We start from the raw sequence: 19,158 nt of genomic DNA, 5'->3' as shown, positions 1-19,158 counted from the left end.
GCCGTCACGGCCGTGGGATTACGACGGCCTTCTTCACGTCGTTGAGGGAGGGGCCATGCACGACGCGGTAACGCGCCTCGACGAGATTGTAGAGCCCGAATGCGGCAAGGCCTAGAGAAACCAAAATGTAGAGGAGCGCACCGAAGGGGAGCTGTCGCAACCATGTCAGCGCATCCGACATGCTGCCTGCCTGATCGGGGTCTACCGTAATGCCCGCGTACGCGAAAAGCAGGCCCGTAAGGGCGAACACAATACCGCGAGCGACAAGGCCATAAATGCACACGAGACGGATGAACCCTTTCCTATCCGGCAAGTGGAGATATTTCTCGAATTTGCGCGTCAGCCCCTTCATCGACGTCATCACCCCGCCGATGATGAAGCCAAGCCCCACCACAACCGCTAGATAGGCGCCGTAGGGTTGGGACATGATCCAACGCGCAAGACTTTGCTCGCCTGAGGACTGTCCGCCACCGCCCGCCGACAGGGCGTGACTGATCGCAAAACTCGCCAGCCCGATATAGGCCAAGGCGCTACCAAGGAGGGCGGCCCTGATGGCCAGTGCCTTGCTGCCTGATCCATGTCCATCGCTGTCTGCAAGCGACTGCGCAAGTCGCCAGGCCACGAAGCCGAGCAGACCGAGGCCAATGGTGCCGACCCAGACCCGTCCGAGGGGCTGATCAAGGAGGGTCGACAAAGCTGATTTTGTATCTGGCCTGCCGCCGGCCAACCCCGAGAAGAGGGCCATCGCGGCAACGAGCAGGAAGACGACGCCTCTCGCGGCATAGCCGGCTTTTGCCAAAGTTCCAACATTCACTCTAGTCACCAGACGTGCTCCATTGCCAAGTCGCCACATCAACGCACAGAACGTGAAAAAGTTGTGCCTCATCTTCGTTTCACCGGCCGAGCACGCACATCATCGGCCGGGCGTTCTTCAACGATAGATTTTGGCTGAGCCGTTCCTCAAAAGAATAAGCGGGTGGGAACTTTCTGTCATGCTGCAGGTTTCAAAGGCGTCACTCGATTGCACGCCCCCAACCCGCTATCGGGTGACCGGTTCAGAAAGACCGGAAAAGAGCCCTCGCTTATCGCGGGGGCTTTTTGCTGCCGCCCACGGAGATTGTTTCCGGCCTCTACGAGGTTGCGATGCCGATAAGAGGCAAGCAGATGGCATCGTGGCCCTGCTGCGAGGATATTCTCTCACCGAGGCGGCAGGCAAGCGTTGTGTCAGCACCACCATCCCGTAGCGAGCAGATGGACCAAATCTCTGCTTCCTCTTGCCGGGGAGCCGGAACAAGAATGAGGTCCCTTGAGTTTCCACTTCTCGTTGACAGCCGCGTTTCGATCGCTCCAACCCGACGCTTTGACCCGCTCATGCAGCCACATCAACGCATCTTCTTCATCCAGTTCGCGGTCGCCTTCATGCTCGGAGGTTTGTTGTCACGCCTCCCCGACCTCCAGGCCCGATTTGCCCTCTCCGAGGGCCAGCTCGGCATCCTGCTGGTGTCGATGTCCTCAGGGGTTCTGTTCGGCCTGACCTTCTCCGTTCCCGTGATCGAAAGGTTCGGCGCCCGCACCATGGCCTTCCTGACAGTATTCGGAGCAAGCACCGGATTTGCCCTTGTTCCTTGGATGCCTTCAGCGGTCGCCGCCGCTCCGGTCCTGTTTGTGGCTGGTATCCTGACCGGCGCCTTCGAGATCAACGCGAACATCGAAACGGATCGCCACGAAGCCCTGCTCGGGCGAAGGATTATGAGCCGCGCGCATGGCATGTGGAGCACCGGTTTCTTCATTACGGCTCTCGTGGGCGCGATCATGCGTCAAGCGACGGTACCAGTCGAGATTCACATGGCGCTAGCGCTAGCGCTGATCCTGATCAGTGGAACGATCATCTTCATGAAGATCCAAACCGCGCCTCGCCGAGACAACACAGCCACAATCGGCAAATACCTGATCGCGCGGCCGACCATCGGCCTCCTACCTCTTTGCTTGATCGGCGCCGCACCCTTGCTCGCCGAAGGGGCAAGCGTGGATTGGTCGGCGATTTATATGCGCGACGTGTTCGTGGCATCTCCCTTCCTCGGGGGCCTTGGCGTCACGATATTCTCACTCACGATCGCGATTGGCAGGCTCGTCATGGACAGGTTCGTTGACCGGTTTGATGCGCTTGGCGTCGCCAGGAGCCTGCTTCTCATCACCGCCACCGGGCTGGTCATGGTGGCAACGGCCCCGCATGCTGTGGTTGCACTCGCCGGGTTCGCATTGACCGGCATCGGATGTTCGGCTGTCTATCCGCTGGCAATTTCCGCAGCGGCGGGGAGGGGTGATCGAGCGCCGTCTGTCAATGTGGCAGCTCTGGGACAAACGACATTTCTGGTTTTTTTCGCAGGGCCGCCGCTGCTCGGCTTCGTCGCCGAGTATTTCGGCGTGCGCTGTTCTTACTGGACAGTCGTGCCGGTCGTCGTTGCCGCGTTGATATCGAGCAGGGCACTCGCAAGAAGCCGGGTTCCGGTGGCCTGAGCGCTGAGGGAAAAAAACTCAGGATCTTGCCTGTTGCGCATGGTGAACTAAGTTGTTCGATCGAATCTGCGCCAGACCGGAGGTGCGACGAAAGACATGAGGGAAGATCGATGAGAGCAGACGAACGGCAGCCTGAACAACACCCATTCGAAGCCGATGTCAGCCGCCTCCTACACATGATGGTGCATTCGGTCTATTCGGACAAGGACGTTTTTTTGCGTGAGTTGATCTCGAACGCTGCCGATGCCTGCGAAAAACTCCGCTACGAGTCGATTTCCCAGCCCAAACTCAGCGCAGACGGCGCGCAGCTGCAAATCCTCGTACGCCTCGATGAAGACAAACAGACACTGAGTGTGGAGGACAACGGCATTGGCATGAGCCGTGAGGAGATGATCGATGCGCTGGGCACGATCGCGCGATCGGGCACCCGCGCCTTCATGGAACGGATCGAGGCCGCGAAAGGCGGGGAAAAGGCCGAGCTGATAGGCCAGTTCGGCGTCGGGTTCTACTCCTCCTTCATGGTTGCCGACCGCGTCGATGTCATTTCTAGGCGGGCCGGCAGTAAGGAGGCATGGAGGTGGTCGTCCGACGGCAAGGGCAGCTACGATATTGTCGGCGTCGATGGTAGTAATGCACCGACGAGAGGAACCCGCGTCGTGCTTCACCTGATGGCCGAGGCACAGAAATATACCGCGCGGTGGACGGTGGAGAACATCATCCGCGAGCAGTCCGGCCATGTCCCCGTGCCCATCCGCCTGGTCGAAAAGGAGGGAAGCGATCCGCAGCAGGTCACGGACGGCCTGGCGCTTTGGACCAAGCCCAAGACCGAAATTTCGAAACAGGAATATGACGATTTTTATCGAGGCGTGTCGGGCCAATACGACGAGCCCCTTCACACCGTGCACTTCCGCGCCGAAGGGCGCCAGGATTATACCGCGCTCGCCTTCATCCCGGGCTCGCAGCCTTTCGATCTCTTCGACCCCGACCGGCACGGTCGGATGAAGCTCTACGTCAAGCGGGTTTTCATTACGGACGAGGCCGAGTTGCTGCCGCGCTATCTGCGGTTTGTGCGGGGCATCGTCGACACGGCGGATATGCCGTTGAACATCTCCCGCGAGATGATCCAGGAAAGCCCGATTGTCGCCGCGATCAGAAAGGGTGTGACCGGGCGTGTTCTCGCCGCACTGGAGAAGATGGCCGAGAATGACGCCCAGACCTTCAAGACGTTCTGGGACCTGTTCGGCGCGATCGTCAAGGAGGGGATCTACGAGGATTTCGAACGGCGCGCGCAGCTGCTCAAGCTCGCACGCTTCCGCACCACCTTTTCCGGTCAGGAGACACGCAGCCTGGCGGAGTACCTCGCCGACATGAGAGATGGACAGGCCGCGATCTACTATATCAGTGGGTCCTCGATTGATCAGCTGAAAGCGTCGCCCCAGCTGGAAGGTTTTCGAGCAAAGAATATTGAAGTGCTGCTTCTGACCGATTCCGTCGACAGCTTCTGGCCAACAAACGCCCCTGACTATGAAGGCAAGACCTTTAAATCGATAACTCAAGGAGCAGCCGATCTGGACGGCCTGGACGATGCGCGGGATGATCGCGGCAATGGTTCCGAGTCGTCCGCGGACGTCGCCGCCTTTATCGATTCTGCGCGAGCCACTCTGGCCGAGGCTGTGGCCGATGTCCGTGTTTCCGCCCGCTTAACGGAAAGCGCGGTCTGCCTCGTTGCCTCTGAACATGGCCCCGACCGGCAGCTCGAAAAGATCCTTCAGGGTGCCGGCAGGCTGCAGACCGCTTCAAAGCCGATCCTGGAGATCAATGCTGGAAACGAACTGGTGCGAGAAATCGCGGCGATGAAGGATAAGGTGTTCCGGCAGGATGCAGCATGGCTTTTGCTCGATGAGGCCCGCATCCTCGATGGCGACAGGCCAATCGATCCCCGAGCCTTTGCCACCAGGCAGGCGCGGCTGTTTTCGCTAGCGATGGGACGGCGCTCAAAGGGCGGCAACTGAGACAAGATCAGTGCTGGCCAGGAGGTTTCGACGCGCTGATGATTTCTACGCTAGCGCTACGTCCTGCGACCAGCGCATCCTTTTGTTGGTTGCTGTGGGGGGCAATGCGAACCGCGATGCGGTCGGCGAGGCCGATCCATGGAGAACTAGAATTGCCTTTCGGCGGCCGACGCCTCGACCTGTGCGCTGACACGTTCGTCGTTCATCAAGCTGCCTCTCAGCATGGCCTGCGTAATCTTCCCGTTCCGATAGGCGTCGATCACTTCCCGGTGGTCCTCTTCAAGCTCGGCGACCGACGCGGGCTCGACAATTCCGAGCTCCGTCATGAAGCTTCGCAACCAACCGGATTTTTCTGCTTCGATCTTCGACATCGAAAGCCTCCTATCATGATCCTGACACTGGCAGAGCTTTTTCTCCTCAAGTGTCATCAATGACATCCGTCGACGGACGATCCTCGCCGCTGACCTCCTGGGTCTCCCACGCGCCGGTTTCATCCTGAAAGGTGATTTCGGTTGGTTCCCCGCTGAGGCGCTGCCGGCTCGCCGCTGCGCGCGCCGCCTGCAGAGCCTCTTCGTGAGACGCGAAGGTCTCCGACCAGACGTCCTCCATCCGATAGGCAAATCCCTCATCGTATTCTGCGACATGATAAATCACAGGCATTGCATTCTCCCTTTCTTCTAGCGAGAACGATCAGAGAGAAAGGGAGTTCCCCTAAAGCCCGGACAGCCCGGCAGGAACGAGCGAAAAACACGGGATCGCGCCGCGACCTGCACAGCGGCGAGCGGCCGCCGGCTTACACGCTAGTCCATGTCCCCGATAGGAGCAGTAGCACGCGGCATTGCCGAGCGGTTGAAACCTCCTGCCGGCAGACCGGGTAAGCCTAGTGCCTCGCCAGATTGACCTGTTGCGCTTCGACGTCAGTCATCGCGTTTTGATGCTCCAGCAAGAAACGTTCGACGTCTCCGCCACAAGCTTCCTTTATCTCTGCAACGCTGAAGCCTTCTGCCTTGCCTCTGTCGACCAGATGCTTCGCCTGATCCCGGAAATCAGATTTCTGGTGGTGGAAGCCCGGCGTGCCGATGATTTCCTGAACGCGATCATCCAGCCAGTCGTTTAGAATTGCCATTATCATCTCCCGTCCTATCAATTGCCATTTAGGTCCCGTTGCCGAGGAGGCAAGAAGCCTGTGACAATCCTGTCTAAGCTTGTGCAGACCTGTCCCAGATTCGGCCGCCGGTCACCATCAAGCAAACTCGCGCCGCGCGCCCATCTATAAGTCCCGCTCAGGACGGAAGGCTCTGGTCTTGCGTCCGCTAGCGTACCGCATCCTCTGCGCCAAAAGCGCATTCAGCCTTCTCTGGAGAAGGAGGCGACCATGCCAGACACTGACATCGTGCGGAAGCGAAACACCATGAATGCAGAGCAGAGGATGGATGTTCTGGAGCGGACGAACCAAGCGGCACGGGAGGCACTTGAAGAAGAGCGTCGGCAGCGCGACGCCAAGACCGCCCGCCTTCGGCTCGCGCGTATGCAGGCTGCAGCGCAATCCCGCCAGCTCTGAGAGCAAGCGGGCCCAGCGTTTTCGTGCTTTCGGCCAACTCCGCAATCAGCCATTGACCCCGAACTCGCACCACGCGCCACCCGTCTGTTTCGGTTCGATATTGCCGCTGGTTCAGTCGGCTCTGCCAAGGCCCCTTGGCGCGCGATGGCTTGGCTTGCCGTTGTCTTGCTCGCACGCTCGACCGTCCGTTCCGACCCGTTTGACTTCGCCTGACGCGCGGTGCCGCCACCCAAAAGGTGGCGAGCTTAACCGCCTTATCCGGAGCAAGTCGTGCTGCTCGTCGAGATTTGCTCTGTGATTGAGAAGGGTGGCGATATTGCCCCCTGCCGGTGCCGAAAATTTATCGTCCGAACAAGAGCGCTCGCCTGGGTTCGCACCACCGTGGCAGAGCCGGTTTTGAAGCCGCGGTCTGGTAGGCACGGGCGGTAATCATCAAGAAGGGCTGATCAATTACGATCCTTGTTTCGTTTTGCTTCGGTGGTACCTGGCTGCGTTGTCGATGAAGACGCGGTACTGTGCCAGAACGAGAAGGACATGCCGCGATATCTCACCGCCTCGCGAAGAGGCAAAACTTCGCCTGCCATTTCAAAGATTACACGTCGTCAGCCGAAGCGAACCGTACCGGCGCGTCGTCCTGAGGGAACCGAATCGACGTCTTCAAGTTACCGGCAGATGAACCAGATCGCCACCGACTTCGATATCATGACCGCGGAGGCAAAGCTTGCCTCCGGCCTCGTCTACGTCCCCGGTCTTGAAACAGGCATCACCCGGGAGAAGCGGGGGGATTTCTTCGACTATTACAGGCCGGACGGCAGGCGCATCACGGAACCGTCGGAGATCGAGCGGCTCAACGCCCTCGCGATTCCGCCCGCCTATGAAAATGTCATCATCTCGACCAACCCATTTTCCCACCTGCAGGCCGTCGGAACCGATGCCCGCGGAAGGCGGCAGTATCGCTATCATCCCGAATGGCATGCCGAACGCGGCAAGGCAAAGTTTGATCGCCTCGGCGAGTTTGCCCGCCGACTTCCCGACCTGCGCGAGAGGGTTGATAGCGATCTTCGTTCACGCGGCTTTACCATGGACAAGGCATTGGCGACGGTCGTGTGGATGCTGGACAATCTTTACATTCGAATTGGCAACGCTGCCTACGCCAAGACGAACAAATCCTATGGACTGACCACGCTACGCAGTCGTCACGTCGTCGTCGAAGGGGGTAGCGTCAGGTTCCGCTTCAAAGGCAAATCCGGCAAGGAGTGGAACCTTTCGCACAGCGACCGCCGGATCGCCAATGTGGTGCGCAAACTTCAGGAACTGCCGGGGCAAAACCTGTTCCAGTATATATGCGAGGACGGTGCATGCCGCCAGATCACGTCACATGATGTGAACTGCTATATCAAGGACATTACCGGAGAGGATTTCAGTTCGAGACAATTTCGAACCTGGGGTGCCACATGCTTGGCGGTTGACGCGCTTGCGTCGATCAAGGCGGCGTCTACCAAACGCGAGCTCTCGCGTCAGCTGAACCAAGCCATAGACGGGGTCGCCGCAACACTCGTCAACACGCGATCCGTCTGCCGCTCGTCCTACATTCATCCCGGGGTTTTCGAGGACTTCGAGGCCGGGTCGTTGAGCGATGTCCTCAAGCTGAGGACGCGGAGCACTCGGCTTCTTGATTGGATGGACTTGGACGAAATCCGAGTGCTGAAATGGCTAGGTAAGCGGTCGGCTGTACCGACATGCTAAACGAGCCTGCTTCCGGAAATGTCTATGGTGCCCGGCGGTTTGTTTAAGGAAGGACCTGTGACTGAGAACCAGCTCGCCGAGACATCGAGATCTCCTCCGACGGCAGACAGTTTTGGCGCCGCCGATCCGGGGACATCGATCCAGGATCAAGTTGACGAGAACGGTTTGGGGGGTGACCGGCATCACCCACGGAGCGGATCGATCCGGTGGAAGAGCGCCGGCCAGGCGGACGACGTTGTGGTCCCTTGCTGCCTGTTCCGCGCGTAGGGGCGCGACCTCGAACGATGCGGAGATGCGAAGGCGCAAGCACCGCGAACGGGCAGTAATTCCCTGAGGTTCATGTAGCACATGATCTGGTCGGGTCCGCGAGCGACATTAACTGGCGTCGACATAACAACCATCGCTCCGAATCAAAGACGGGGCAGTTCCTTCACGAACCACCCCGCCTCTTGGGCGTCGTCCCCCGGCGCTGCGCCCCTCCCTCACTGGAGCACGAAGGTTGATCAATTCTCGCCTGAAATCAACAGGCAGAGGTAAGGTGGTATGCAATCGTACCGAAACTGCCAGCCCGTGGCCGGACGGGTGACGCAGCAAAGAGCAAAACGCCGCGGACTGGCAGACTGTCCGACCAGAAGACCTCAAGGCCACATGTAAGCGACACCACTATGGAGAAACCGGCGGCGCTCTCGTCGAGCACTAATCTTCGACGAGACGTGGAAGATGACGATAGGCAAGGAAGCATATGACGAGTACCTAGATCTGCCGCCCTTCCTCAGCAGCGACGCTGGTGCTCCTTCACCCCCGCTGCTGGGCTGGGACTGGTCCCCTCTGTCTTGATGCCGTTGGGGCTATTGCTGGAGGCCGTGATTGAATGGTAGACGGAGAAGACAAGGACGACCACCCGCCCTGCAGCTAGACATGGCGGGCCGAAGCCCGCCATTAAGGTTACATCTGTTCGCTTTGTGCACCGCTATTGGCTGGACCGAGCGCCGGTTCAGGACCAAGCGGCTTCATAAGGGCGGTCACGAACTCGCCCTTGCCATCGATGGAGGGTCCCTGCGACCACCGGCCTGCAGCGGGCGCGCTGCCGTCCTGATGAAATCCGAGATAGGCGTAGCTGAATTCCTGGTTTTCCTGCTCCTGAGGGAAGCTGTTGGGGATTGGAAAGACGCCCGTGGATCCGCCAAGCTCCTCGAGGGCTGCCAGCCACTGGTTCTGGTGCATCGTGTCGCGGGCGATCAGGAAGGACAGCATCTCCTTCATGCCGCGTTCGTTGGTCAAGTTGTAAAGTCGCGTTGCCAGTACGCGGCCGGTCGACTCCGCTGCGACATTAGCCGTCATGTCTGCGGCGATGTTGCCGCTCGCGTAAATGTGCGACATGTCGAACGGAACACCGTCAGAATCCACCGGCATTGCCGACAGACCAGCAAACAGCAGATTCTTCGAGTTGATGCCACCGAGGACCGCGCTTGCGACTTGATCGGCAGCCACTTCGTCCTTGACCGAAACCGGAGCACCTTCAAGGTTGAGAGCAACCGCCGTCGCAAGCATCTCGATATGGCCGAGCTCTTCTGTGGCAGTGTTCATGAGAAGATCGCGAAACTTCGGATTGCCGCGCGCGCCACAGGCCTGGAAAAAATATTGCATGGCGACACGGATTTCGCCCTCGACGCCGCCAATTGCCTGCTGCAGGGCGCGGGCGAACTGCGGATCCGGCGTTTCGACACGCACGGGAAATTGCAGCTTATTGTCTGTATAGAACATTGATTTTTCCTTGGGTTGGCGAGGCCCGCTTAACCACCCCATCACGCGATTGTTCCCGCCAGATCGGAGCTTTGGCCAACAATCGATGCCAGCCGGCCTTTGGCCTTTCAAGATGGACGCCAGCCAACACATCATCCGCATCCACATTGAAACTTCCGGCAGACCTCATGGTTTGAACGGCGTACGAACCTTGGCGATTTCGTCGATCGATGACGACGTCGACACTCGCCGTCGAAGCCGCCAATCGCCGAGCCAGTGGCGGCCCTTCGGAGCACCGAGACTTGCCTGCGGCTTCCAGATCGAAGGTCGCTTGATTGAGTGTTTTAGGAGAACGGATTTGATGGACAACGAAAATGAAACCGAAACTGAAGCCAACTTGCCCGCCCCTTCTGTCACCAGGTTGAGAAAGGCAGAAGAATGGTTGGATCTTAAAAGTCTGAATATGGACAAATCCGGCAGACAAGGTGACGTTCTCGTCTCAAAAGGCATGGCTGGTAGTTCTGTCAGCAAGGCGCGACCTGCAGCGACAGAAAAACGGCGGTGACCAGGCCTTAGGCACCCGACGCGAGGTCGGCCGGCTCGCCATGATGCAGTCCCACGGGCCGGCCAAGGACGATCGGAATGCGAAACGGCCCGCAGGTTACTACAGCTGAACCTGCAATTTGATCGATCCCGAAGCGCCGCATGCGTTCAAAGATTGTTCGAAGACTGTGGGCGAACTGAGCGGCACGTCGGGCTTCCCTATCCGAGAGGGCCTCTGCCGCCGCAAAGACTGCTCGACGACCTGCGTACTCGTCCGCAACATTAGAAGGCGTCGCGAGCGGCTGCGTCGGAGCACCTTCGCAAAGCCCATTTTCGGCTGGGCATCCGTCAAGGTCCGTGAATTCGACAGGCAATGACCGCTTCCTCCTATCGACATTCCAGGAATGGTCCGGACGAACCTAAGCCGGAGCCGGCGTGAAGTTTCAAGAGATAGGAAGACGTGGTCCGAGATCATTTGGTCAAGGCGACACTGTAGACATGCGACAGGTTAAAATAATGTCGAAAGACAGGCCGCTCGACTTTGTCGTCGGTTCCCGCAGGACCTACCGCTGACATGTTTGAGCGCATTTGGCAATGCTCCAGATCCTACCGAGGCCGTGTGAATGTCTCTTGCCCGCCTGTTTTGCTCTTGCGTCGGTAGGGTGCGCGGATGGAGACGGGCGAGCCGTATGGCTTGGCACGAAACAGTTGATGAAGAATTCCAGATGCCTGCAGAATCCTAGTCCGAAGTAGTATGGTTCTGTCGAAATTGCTCGATTTGTTCTGGTTCCTTCTCGTCGAGACGGGAGATTTCGTTGTCGGCGTCTCCATGAGCGTGCAGCAATTCATCAAGTTTAGCATGTATCGCTTGCGTATCACGATGTTCAGCACGTTGGATGAACAGGGTCATCAGCCATGTCGCGAGGGTGGCAAAGCCGTGCCACTCCAACGTCTCAGGGCTGAAGAATAACCATGACAGCCCGTAGACGGCGACGATGGCAAACGCATATGGGCTTGCGGTCCATGATCCGAGATCTGTCAGCCATGATCGCCATCGCATCGGGGGTCCTCCTCTTCTGGATGAAACTTCCAAGAGCAGCACGAGTTTCCTGCAGCCGGCAAGTTTACACTCAACGCCACTTCACCAGCAGAAGCTCCGGGTCGAAATTCCCATTCCTGGCGACATCATCTGCGTTGAGGCACCTTCGGCCGCCACGCGTGCCGAAGGCGTTCAGTCGGACCATTCCGCACGCCCGCGTTCGAGAAGCTGCTCGGCGGTGATTTCGCTCCAGCCCAATGAACGGTGACCGCGCCACCATCATCGCCAATGAGATTGATCTGCCATCTACCATAGCGATTCGCGTCTACGCGAGACCATCTCGCTGACTCGCTGAATTGCGCTCACACATTTCATTCTCCGCTAATCCCGGGATGCTGATCGAGACCTCGGTTCCCGTGTCCCGGGAGCTTTAGAGCGGCGGCGGCAATCTCGGTCCGCCGCGGTACCTCGAGGTCGCCGCACGACCTTGAAGGTTTCGGAGACTATGCGCGCTTTGGTGCTCTCGCGGGCTCTGGACCGGCCGATAAATTTAGGAGGCCGATGCTTGGCCGCAGGAGAGGCGATCGCAGAGAGGCACGGCCAGCGCTACTGCCGCGTGTGGAAATCTACCGCACTTGCAGCGATTATGTGCTTGCGCCGACGCTTTACTGAAGAGCGGAGAGAAAAGCGACCGGGACGGAAGTGCTCTGTCCCCCAGCGTACGCAGCAACACCGGGTGCTTGCGGCCACCGCGGTAGAGACACATCTACTGGCGTGGCCGAAAAAAAGCGGTTGGCATGGCCCGCCGCTGTAAAGTGGCGGACTCGCTCGGACTTATCTGTTCCGGCACGCGCCGAGTCACCTTCCATCGCACTTTCTCAAGGATCCTATGACTTCGCGGGATATTCTCGTCATTTTCTTCCATGGTATCGGTGCGTCAGGGGCTCAGATGATGCCGCTTGCCTCGTCCTGGCGCTCGTCTCTTCCAGACGCGCGTTTCGTTGCTCTCGACGCGCCCTTTCCCCACCCGCGTGGCCATCAGTGGTTCAACGTCGACGCCTATCAGCTCCAGCCGGAACGGATCGAGGCTGTGCGGGCCGCCTTCGACACAGTCGTTGGCGAGATCATTGACAGAGAAGGATTTCGTAACGCCCACCATCGCGTCGCATTCGTTGGCGTCTCGCAAGGCGCGATCGTCGCCCTCGACGCGGTTGCCAGTGGCCGCTGGACGATTGGCGCTCTCGTTTCGTTTTCGGGTCTTCTTCCGCCCACGCCCGTCTCTTCCAAGCGCAACGAGACGCCGGTTCTCTTGGTTCACGGAGAGGCCGACCAGACGATACCGGCTTTTGCCTCGACGATGGCTGCAGCGCGTCTCGGAGCCGCCGGATTTAAGGTCGAGCTCGAGGTAGAGGAGGGTGTCGGACATACGATTTCCACGCGGGGAGCTGCAAAAGCGTTAAGCTTTCTTCGCAAGTCACTCCTCCCTGTGGGTGCTCAAAAGCGCTAGACTGTTCCGATCTTTGTGACTGTCCACCAAGCAGCAATTTTTCCGATCCGTGCCAAGGCGCCTGGAAACTTGCACGGGCACCGCCTCGCTCTACCGTCGGCCCGCGCCTAATCGGCGGGCGAGATTTCGGAGCCGACTTGCTCTTAACCCGTAGTGCGTGGCAAGACGCAGTTGGCGAGCAGCTCATGACGGGTCGCGAAGGCGCCAAACAGGCGGAGGAGGTCACGTGTCTGTTTGTCGTCGAGCTTGTGGTCGCTTGCAAATTGCTTGACGTCCAAAACCTCGTTGGCCCGACCTGCAAAAATGGTCTTGGGATGGAAATGGGTACTCATCTTGATAGGATCTCCGCACTGCGCCACGAGAACGCGGAAGACAACAAATCGTTCCGGCCGCCATGCCGCCAACTTCCTAGATCCCTGCCTGCCGCGGCTGTCCAAGGTGAGGGTTCGTCCGGACCCGAGATAGGCGGAAGTGACAGTGCGTTTGCTCCGATTGCCATTGGCCAAACGGAGCAGCACTCGCCAGCCCGCGACGATGATCGACAGTCATTGCTTTCGCGGCGAAGCGACACAGCGGAGCATCGAACGCGTTTTCGGGACGCTGCGCAAGAACAATGCGTCAGATGGAGGCTGGTTCACCTTAGTCGCGCTCCTTGCGAGCGCTGCTGCGGTCGAGCGCGCCGGCCGCGCGCGACGCCAGCATGAACACTATTGGCTGTTTTGGTGCCCCGGTAACGCCCCGGGCTGTGCGGGCGCAGCAGGAAGTGCGTTGTCCGTGCCTTCACGATCGGGCGGTACGATCGGCGCGGTTGGTGCCCTGGAGACATAGAGCCCGCCAATCACGGCCAGAATCGCAATAAGGAAGGCCCCGATCATCGCGCCGACCGATCGTCGTGGATCCTGTCTGATCATGCCAAAGGCCAAGGCAAGCCCAAGCAAGGCTGCGCCTCCTGCCACGACGAAAAGCCAGATATAGTTCATGTCCACCCTCCAGTTGTTACCGGCTCAAAACATGGGTGAGGCGGGCTTGTTCCAGAGCGTGCGTTAATCAGGATCGAAAGCTACGTCCCAAGGAGCTCACGGACCGAGCAGCGGAACTCAGCGGCAGTAACACCCGATCGACACGGAACGAATTTGGTCGCCCGAAGTTGAGCTGCGAGCCAATAACGGAGTGCCATGATGGTTGAAGATCAGCTGCCGAGCCGCCAAGCGCAAGAACGGCGCAAAGGACCTCAGACGCAATATGCCGAAGGAGGCCATCCCGACTATCAAGCGGTCGCCGATGCCGCAGTCGCGCAAGATCGCAGACAATCGTCACTGCCTGACTACACGCTTTTGATGAAACAAGCCCTTGAGGGCCGTGCTTAATGGTGCTGCGCACTGCCGGCCGTTCCTGCTTATGAAATTCGGCTTTAACGCTAGGCGCATGTACTGATCGGAGGTCCAGCATGAGAGAAGCCGTCACCTCGATCCGACGTCTGGCGAGGGAAAAAGGCATCGAGCTCGTTCGTCCCTCACCCGAGGGGCGTGCAGTGCGGGTTTCTGACGACAATCTGCGTACGATGCTTGTTGCGCTCGGCGAAACTGTTGACGGCGTCCCTTCTGGGGCAGATAGCCGGTGTCATGCGCCTGCTGATCTTGTCGAACAGCCCGCGTGGGGGCTCAGTTTGCAGCTTTACGAGCTGCTTTCCGGCCGCAATTGGGGCATTGGTGACTTCAAGGATCTTTGGACTGTCTGTGGCATGGCCGGCATGCTCGGCGCGGATTTTGTTGGCCTCAATCCGCTGCATGCCGGTTTCCTTTACGATGCCGCTCGGTGCAGCCCTTATGAGCCCTCCAATCGCAGGTTTCTCAATCCCCTTTATATCGCCGTGGACGAGGTAGGCGGTTTCGTCAACGACCCTGCCATCGAGGCGCAGCTTTCAGAATTACGCGCGAGATCGCTCGTCGATTATGAAGCCGTGGCACGCCTGAAGCTCGGCGTCCTTCGCACGATTTTTGAAGCGGGTCGAAAAAGCCCTAACGTCGCATTCGAGGAGTTCGTCAGCAAGGGCGGTGAAAGCCTGCGTCTTCATGCCCTGTTCGAGACGTTGTCATTAGTTCAGTCCGCGCGCGGTTCAGGCGCCGGCTGGGCCTCGTGGCCATCGGAATATCGATCGCCCCACACCAGAGCCGTCGTTGCTTTCGAAAGGGAGCATCAGGCTGATATCGAGTTCCATCAATGGCTGCAGTGGCTCGCCCATGTGCAGCTATGCGAGGCCCAGGAATGCTGCCGCAAGGCCAATATGCGGATCGGCCTCTATCTTGATATCGCAGTTGGCGAAGCACTGGACGGATCGGCCACCTGGAGCGAGGAAACCTCCTATGTGGCTGGGGCAGCTGTGGGCAATCCGCCCGAGCCCTTCGCAACGCAGGGGCAGGACTGGAAACTGGCGGCCTTGCACCCTGATAGGATCACGGCCGGTGAACCCTCCGCCTTTACCCGCCTGATGAGAGCTCCGATGCGGTATGCTGGCGCCATCAGGATCGATCATGCCGCCGCCTTCGCTAGGCTGTATCTCGTTCCCACCAATGCCACCCCGGCAGACGGCGCCTATGTCCGTTATCCCGTCGATGACATGCTGGAAGAGCTGGCGAACATCTCGCGCCATTACAAGTGCCTGGTCATCGGCGAAGACCTCGGCGAGATTGCAAGTGGGCTTCGCGAGGACCTCGCCTTGGCCGGCGTCCTTTCCTATCGCATCCTGTCCTACGAGCAGACAGAGGAAGGCTTCGTTCTTCCGGAACACTACCCGCAGCTCGCACTTGCCTGCGTCTCCACGCACGATCATCAGACCTTCGCCGGATGGTGGAAGGGCGCCGACATCGCGCTTCGACTGGAACATGAGCTTGTGTCGGAAGAAACGACCATTCAACATCAAGACAACCGCATCGAAGAGCGCAAACGGGTGCTGGAGGCTTTTTCAGCTTTGGGTCTTGTCGGCTCAGATGCAGGTCCACGGGCCAGCGAGCTGGAACAGCTCGCCATGGCCGCGCATGAATTCATCGCCATGACGCCCTCAATGCTGGCCTCCGTTCGTCTGGCGGATCTGACGGATGAACCCTCACCGACCAATATTCCCGGCACCGACAGGACTTATCCGAACTGGAGGCCGAAGCTCTCGGTCGACCTAGAGGATCTGGAAAAACATCCGCGCGTTCGACGTGTCGCCGCAATCATGAACCGGTATCGTCCACGCCATGCCAGGAGATCCAAGGGCGAGCCTACACTGATTTGATGCTCTCGTATCGTCTCGCGCTCGCCAGTAGAGGAGGGTGGATTGTCGGCCGGATTTGCGGACGCGCTGCCATCACCCTGGCGTGATCCCGAGCGAGATACCTGAGCGGAATATCGAAGCCTTGCTTCTGGCTACCCTGCCGGCGCCTTAGCGGCCGGACCTTAAGGCCTCCGTCGTAGGGGATCATCGAATGCACGCCTCCTCATGACTCTTGCGTTTGGTTCCGCGAGAGCCAATTTCCTTGTGCGCTGGAGGCTGTCTCAGGGGTCTGGGTCGCGATGTTGAGCCGTCCATCGCCTCAGGCGTGCCATGTCCCGATCACGGCGGCTTCTCCGGGACCGGCGCAATGATCGTTCGCATCCATTGACGGGCGAACCTGTTGGTCTTGCCGGCGAGAGCGGTCGGCATTCTATTAAAACCGTGCACCGCTTCAGGAACGAGGATACAACGAACATCTCCTCCGGCGCGCCTCCAGTGTCGGAAGACCTCGATACTGTCATCGGCGATTGGATCGAGGCAGCCTGCGATCAGGAGGGCCTGGGGAAGTCCCTCGAAATTGCCCTCAGCCGGTCCGCGCCGCTTTTCCTCGGGCAGTGATGGCGTCAAGCGGCGCAGATTTTCAAGGGCTGAAGGTCCATCGATGAGCAGGCTTTCGGGGGTGCTTTGTCGAAGGCTAGGCGCACCCTTTAGATCGAACGCCCCGCATATGGCATAAAATCCCTTGACCACATGCCCGCAACCGACGGCACGGAGATGGAACATGGCTTCCATTGCGAGATGAGCGCCCGATGACTCACCCGAAAGCACGATATGTGGAACGCCGAAACGAGCAATGTCCGTCGCTAGCCACTGAGTGGCTGCCAGGGCGTCCTCAAGCGTTCTCGCAAGATTATCATCCGTCGCATTGCGGAAATCGATGACGGCAACGGCGGCACCACAGTCGGCGGCGATCTGGCTCGCCAACCGATCTTCCAGCCGCGCATCACCCATGACCCAGGCGCCACCATGGAAATGGACAACAAGCGCGCGCGCCCGACCAGAAGGATGGGTAACACGGATGGACAGCGGGCGGTCCGGCATTGTGAGGACCGACACCTGCGAGCGTAGGCGCCTGACATCGGGGGTCAGTGTATGCCAGGTTCTCGTCGCAATCTCAACGAGGCGCGCATTCCAGCGGCGGCCCGTTTTGAACCGGGGCAACCACGACAGAAGCCGGTTGAACCGGCGCGCCTGTCGCAGATCCTCTTGCGATAGGTCAAGGGGGCAGTCCACGCGGTCTCCTGCAGCTTGGCGTTTCGCTCTCGGAACCTGGAGGTCTTACGATTGTTCCTGATGCGGTGGCAAAAGCTCATACGTGCGATCGACCTGGTCGTGCCGACCAGCGAGAGCGGGATCAAGAAAATCGCGAAGGCTGGCTGGACGGTTGTCGCGCAAAAGTCTGTGCCTGAGGCACGCCGTCGGCTCCGCACCGGCGTGATCTAAGTCGGCAATATCCTCGACGCTGATCAGGTGTCACAGATGATGGCAGGAGGCCATGATATCCCTCATACCTGGACGCTCTGCAACGTCATTCGAAGGATCGCGATCACGCAGACGATGCATACCGACCAGGTAAAGAAGGAGTTGAGGAAGAGTAGCGCGAGCTTGCGCATGTGACTATGGATATAATCCTCGATGATTGCGCGCATGCCGATATCCATATGGATCGCGCTGAGTACGATGAAGCCTGTGAGGGTAGGCGCAATCCAGAAACTGCCCATGGATGCGATCACGAGCTCTCGGTCACGCCCGAAGAGGAAAATCCCAACGCCGATCATATACGGCGTCAGAAGGCCAAGGGCGAGCCCGGACGCCTGTTTGAGCACATAGGATCGCGTCCCGCCTTTCGCAGAGCCCAGACCCCTCACCCGTCCGAGGGGTGTTGTCATCGCCTCCTCCCCTTGCGTCCCGCGCAATCTGGGGAGTGGGCATGACAAACGCCTTCACCTGAGGCGTCAAGCCTTCTTTTATGACCTCGCCGCTTCCGTAAGGTGACCGACAAAGCGAGAGACTGAGCATTCTCCCAGGCGGCCGGCCGAATAAACGTCGCCCTTCGGTCCGTATCCTCATCCCGCAGCAATACTCAGGAAGGCGACTGACGCTCTCCTACAAGGATGAAATATGTCCGGACGTTGCTGAACCGGCAGCGAGTGCCTTGGCTGAGCACGTTCAAATGGCGACAGGACAGGTCCGACGTCTATTTGATTGCGATCTCCCTATCCTTCAGGCCTGACTTGAGCCTGTCGATCAGGTCATGGCGGGTTTCCGTCCATTCCCCGGTTGCCGCCCAATATTCAACCTTGAGGGTCGTCTTTTCGGCTGACAGGTCATCGGAATAGACGCGTGGCAACGGCTCGCGGCGAACACGAGTGTCGGAGGCGATGATGTCGAGCAGCGTCCGTTTCGCGAGATCGACATCGGCATCGTTGCCGACGGCGATAGACAGTTCCTGCCTCCTTTCCGGCTCCCGGCTGTGGTTGACGATCGGCGTGTTCCACAAGGTCGAGTTGGGAGCGAGCAGATATAGACCATCGGCTGTCCGCAGCTCGGTGGCAAACAGCCCCACTTCGATAATCTTGCCCTTGATGTTCGAAGTTTCGATATATTCCCCAACCCGAAAAGGACGCAGGACGAGAAGCATGATCCCGGCTGCGATGTTCTGCAGCGTGCCCTGAAGAGCAAGACCAATGGCAAGGCCGGCAGCGCCGAGCGCGGCGACGATAGAGGCGGTATGAACGCCGAATTGTCCCAGGACCATCACGAAGACGAGGATCAGGAGGCCGTAATGCAGGACATTTTCAAAGAAGCGGGCCAAGGTCTCGTCAATGCCGTGAATGCGTGAGAGGCCCTTGTAGGCCCACCGGCTCACGAATCCCGAAAGTATCCATCCGCCCACGAGCAGCACCAGGGCACCCGCAAGTGACAGACCATAGTGTATGGCAAGCGTGCCCAACTGGGCGATCGCGGTCGGCGTGGCGGCAATTGATTCCGCTGTTGTTTCCATAATCTGCCTTTCCATCTGCGTGACGCAGCCCTCGCGTGGCGGCCGCGTTGCCGCTAATCTCAACAGGGCCGCGCGCCCCTGCGATAAACTTCATGAAGGGCGCGGATGCCTCGCCAGAAACTTGAAGGCCCGCCGAAAAGTTCCGGCCCGAAACCCCGAGCGCCTGCGCG

19 protein-coding genes are annotated in these 19,158 nt (G+C 59.2%); 8 read left to right on the top strand and 11 right to left on the bottom strand.

All coding sequences use genetic code 11. The annotated features are described in order from the left end of the window. Window positions 1-4: 4 nt before the first annotated feature. Complete coding sequence (locus LVY75_34920; GenBank protein ID XAZ26386.1) at window positions 5-853, bottom strand: DUF1206 domain-containing protein; 849 nt, start codon at window positions 851-853, stop codon at window positions 5-7. 518 nt (window positions 854-1,371) lie between these two features. Here LVY75_34920 and LVY75_34915 point away from each other — a divergent pair. Further along, window positions 1,372-2,517 carry an MFS transporter gene (locus LVY75_34915; protein XAZ25983.1) on the top strand — a complete coding sequence of 382 codons (1,146 nt, stop codon included), beginning with the start codon at window positions 1,372-1,374 and terminating at the stop codon, window positions 2,515-2,517. Window positions 2,518-2,627: 110 nt separating this feature from the next. Next, window positions 2,628-4,529, top strand: coding sequence for a molecular chaperone HtpG (htpG, locus tag LVY75_34910; GenBank protein XAZ25982.1), 1,902 nt, complete (start codon window positions 2,628-2,630; stop codon window positions 4,527-4,529). Between the two features lie 146 nt (window positions 4,530-4,675). On the opposite strand, the gene LVY75_34905 is transcribed toward htpG, so the two are convergent. From LVY75_34905 to LVY75_34895, 3 genes are all read right to left on the bottom strand, one after another. After that, window positions 4,676-4,900: a hypothetical protein gene (locus LVY75_34905; protein ID XAZ25981.1), complete on the bottom strand. Its 225-nt coding sequence runs from the start codon at window positions 4,898-4,900 to the stop codon at window positions 4,676-4,678. A gap of 46 nt (window positions 4,901-4,946) precedes the next feature. Further along, on the bottom strand, window positions 4,947-5,189 hold the full coding sequence (locus LVY75_34900) for a hypothetical protein (protein ID XAZ25980.1): 243 nt from the start codon (window positions 5,187-5,189) through the stop codon (window positions 4,947-4,949). A gap of 220 nt (window positions 5,190-5,409) precedes the next feature. Further along, window positions 5,410-5,661, bottom strand: a complete 252-nt coding sequence (locus LVY75_34895; protein ID XAZ25979.1) for a hypothetical protein — start codon at window positions 5,659-5,661, stop codon at window positions 5,410-5,412. A gap of 243 nt (window positions 5,662-5,904) precedes the next feature. Between LVY75_34895 and LVY75_34890 the strand changes: the two genes are divergently transcribed. Together LVY75_34890 and LVY75_34885 are read left to right on the top strand one after the other, a co-directional pair. Beyond that, window positions 5,905-6,090 carry a hypothetical protein gene (locus LVY75_34890; GenBank protein ID XAZ25978.1) on the top strand — a complete coding sequence of 62 codons (186 nt, stop codon included), beginning with the start codon at window positions 5,905-5,907 and terminating at the stop codon, window positions 6,088-6,090. A 672-nt stretch (window positions 6,091-6,762) separates the two neighbouring features. Next, window positions 6,763-7,836, top strand: coding sequence for a DNA topoisomerase IB (locus LVY75_34885; protein ID XAZ25977.1), 1,074 nt, complete (start codon window positions 6,763-6,765; stop codon window positions 7,834-7,836). 945 nt (window positions 7,837-8,781) lie between these two features. Here the strand turns inward: LVY75_34885 and LVY75_34880 are convergent. Continuing rightward, entirely contained in the window at window positions 8,782-9,600 is an 819-nt protein-coding gene (locus LVY75_34880; protein XAZ25976.1) for a manganese catalase family protein, read from the bottom strand. A 340-nt stretch (window positions 9,601-9,940) separates the two neighbouring features. On the opposite strand from LVY75_34880, the gene LVY75_34875 reads away from it, so the two are divergent. Further along, a complete protein-coding gene (locus tag LVY75_34875) occupies window positions 9,941-10,144 on the top strand; it encodes a hypothetical protein (protein ID XAZ25975.1) in 204 nt (67 codons plus the stop codon). A gap of 717 nt (window positions 10,145-10,861) precedes the next feature. Here LVY75_34875 and LVY75_34870 read toward each other — a convergent pair. Next, the gene (locus LVY75_34870) at window positions 10,862-11,182 is read right to left on the bottom strand and encodes a low affinity iron permease family protein (protein ID XAZ25974.1); all 321 of its coding nucleotides are present in this window, start codon (window positions 11,180-11,182) and stop codon (window positions 10,862-10,864) included. An 868-nt stretch (window positions 11,183-12,050) separates the two neighbouring features. Here LVY75_34870 and LVY75_34865 point away from each other — a divergent pair. After that, window positions 12,051-12,668, top strand: coding sequence for a prolyl oligopeptidase family serine peptidase (locus LVY75_34865; GenBank protein ID XAZ25973.1), 618 nt, complete (start codon window positions 12,051-12,053; stop codon window positions 12,666-12,668). A gap of 143 nt (window positions 12,669-12,811) precedes the next feature. On the opposite strand, the gene LVY75_34860 is transcribed toward LVY75_34865, so the two are convergent. Together LVY75_34860 and LVY75_34855 are read right to left on the bottom strand one after the other, a co-directional pair. After that, complete coding sequence (locus tag LVY75_34860; protein XAZ25972.1) at window positions 12,812-13,000, bottom strand: hypothetical protein; 189 nt, start codon at window positions 12,998-13,000, stop codon at window positions 12,812-12,814. Between the two features lie 375 nt (window positions 13,001-13,375). Then, the gene (locus LVY75_34855; GenBank protein XAZ25971.1) at window positions 13,376-13,648 is read right to left on the bottom strand and encodes a hypothetical protein; all 273 of its coding nucleotides are present in this window, start codon (window positions 13,646-13,648) and stop codon (window positions 13,376-13,378) included. A 195-nt stretch (window positions 13,649-13,843) separates the two neighbouring features. Here LVY75_34855 and LVY75_34850 point away from each other — a divergent pair, with 195 nt between their 5' ends. Next, a complete protein-coding gene (locus tag LVY75_34850) occupies window positions 13,844-14,035 on the top strand; it encodes a hypothetical protein (GenBank protein ID XAZ25970.1) in 192 nt (63 codons plus the stop codon). Between the two features lie 80 nt (window positions 14,036-14,115). After that, a complete protein-coding gene (gene malQ / locus LVY75_34845; GenBank protein ID XAZ25969.1) occupies window positions 14,116-15,945 on the top strand; it encodes a 4-alpha-glucanotransferase in 1,830 nt (609 codons plus the stop codon). A gap of 318 nt (window positions 15,946-16,263) precedes the next feature. Here the strand turns inward: malQ and LVY75_34840 are convergent, their stop codons facing one another. From LVY75_34840 to LVY75_34830, 3 genes are all read right to left on the bottom strand, one after another. Beyond that, window positions 16,264-17,025: an alpha/beta hydrolase gene (locus LVY75_34840; protein XAZ25968.1), complete on the bottom strand. Its 762-nt coding sequence runs from the start codon at window positions 17,023-17,025 to the stop codon at window positions 16,264-16,266. A gap of 464 nt (window positions 17,026-17,489) precedes the next feature. After that, window positions 17,490-17,873: a succinate dehydrogenase, hydrophobic membrane anchor protein gene (gene sdhD / locus LVY75_34835; protein XAZ25967.1), complete on the bottom strand. Its 384-nt coding sequence runs from the start codon at window positions 17,871-17,873 to the stop codon at window positions 17,490-17,492. Between the two features lie 308 nt (window positions 17,874-18,181). After that, the gene (locus tag LVY75_34830) at window positions 18,182-19,003 is read right to left on the bottom strand and encodes a mechanosensitive ion channel (GenBank protein ID XAZ25966.1); all 822 of its coding nucleotides are present in this window, start codon (window positions 19,001-19,003) and stop codon (window positions 18,182-18,184) included. Window positions 19,004-19,158 lie beyond the last annotated feature (155 nt).

This window comes from Sinorhizobium sp. B11 (assembly GCA_039725955.1).
In the GTDB taxonomy this organism is placed as follows: domain Bacteria; phylum Pseudomonadota; class Alphaproteobacteria; order Rhizobiales; family Rhizobiaceae; genus Rhizobium.
This window is presented reverse-complemented; position numbering and strand designations above follow the sequence as displayed.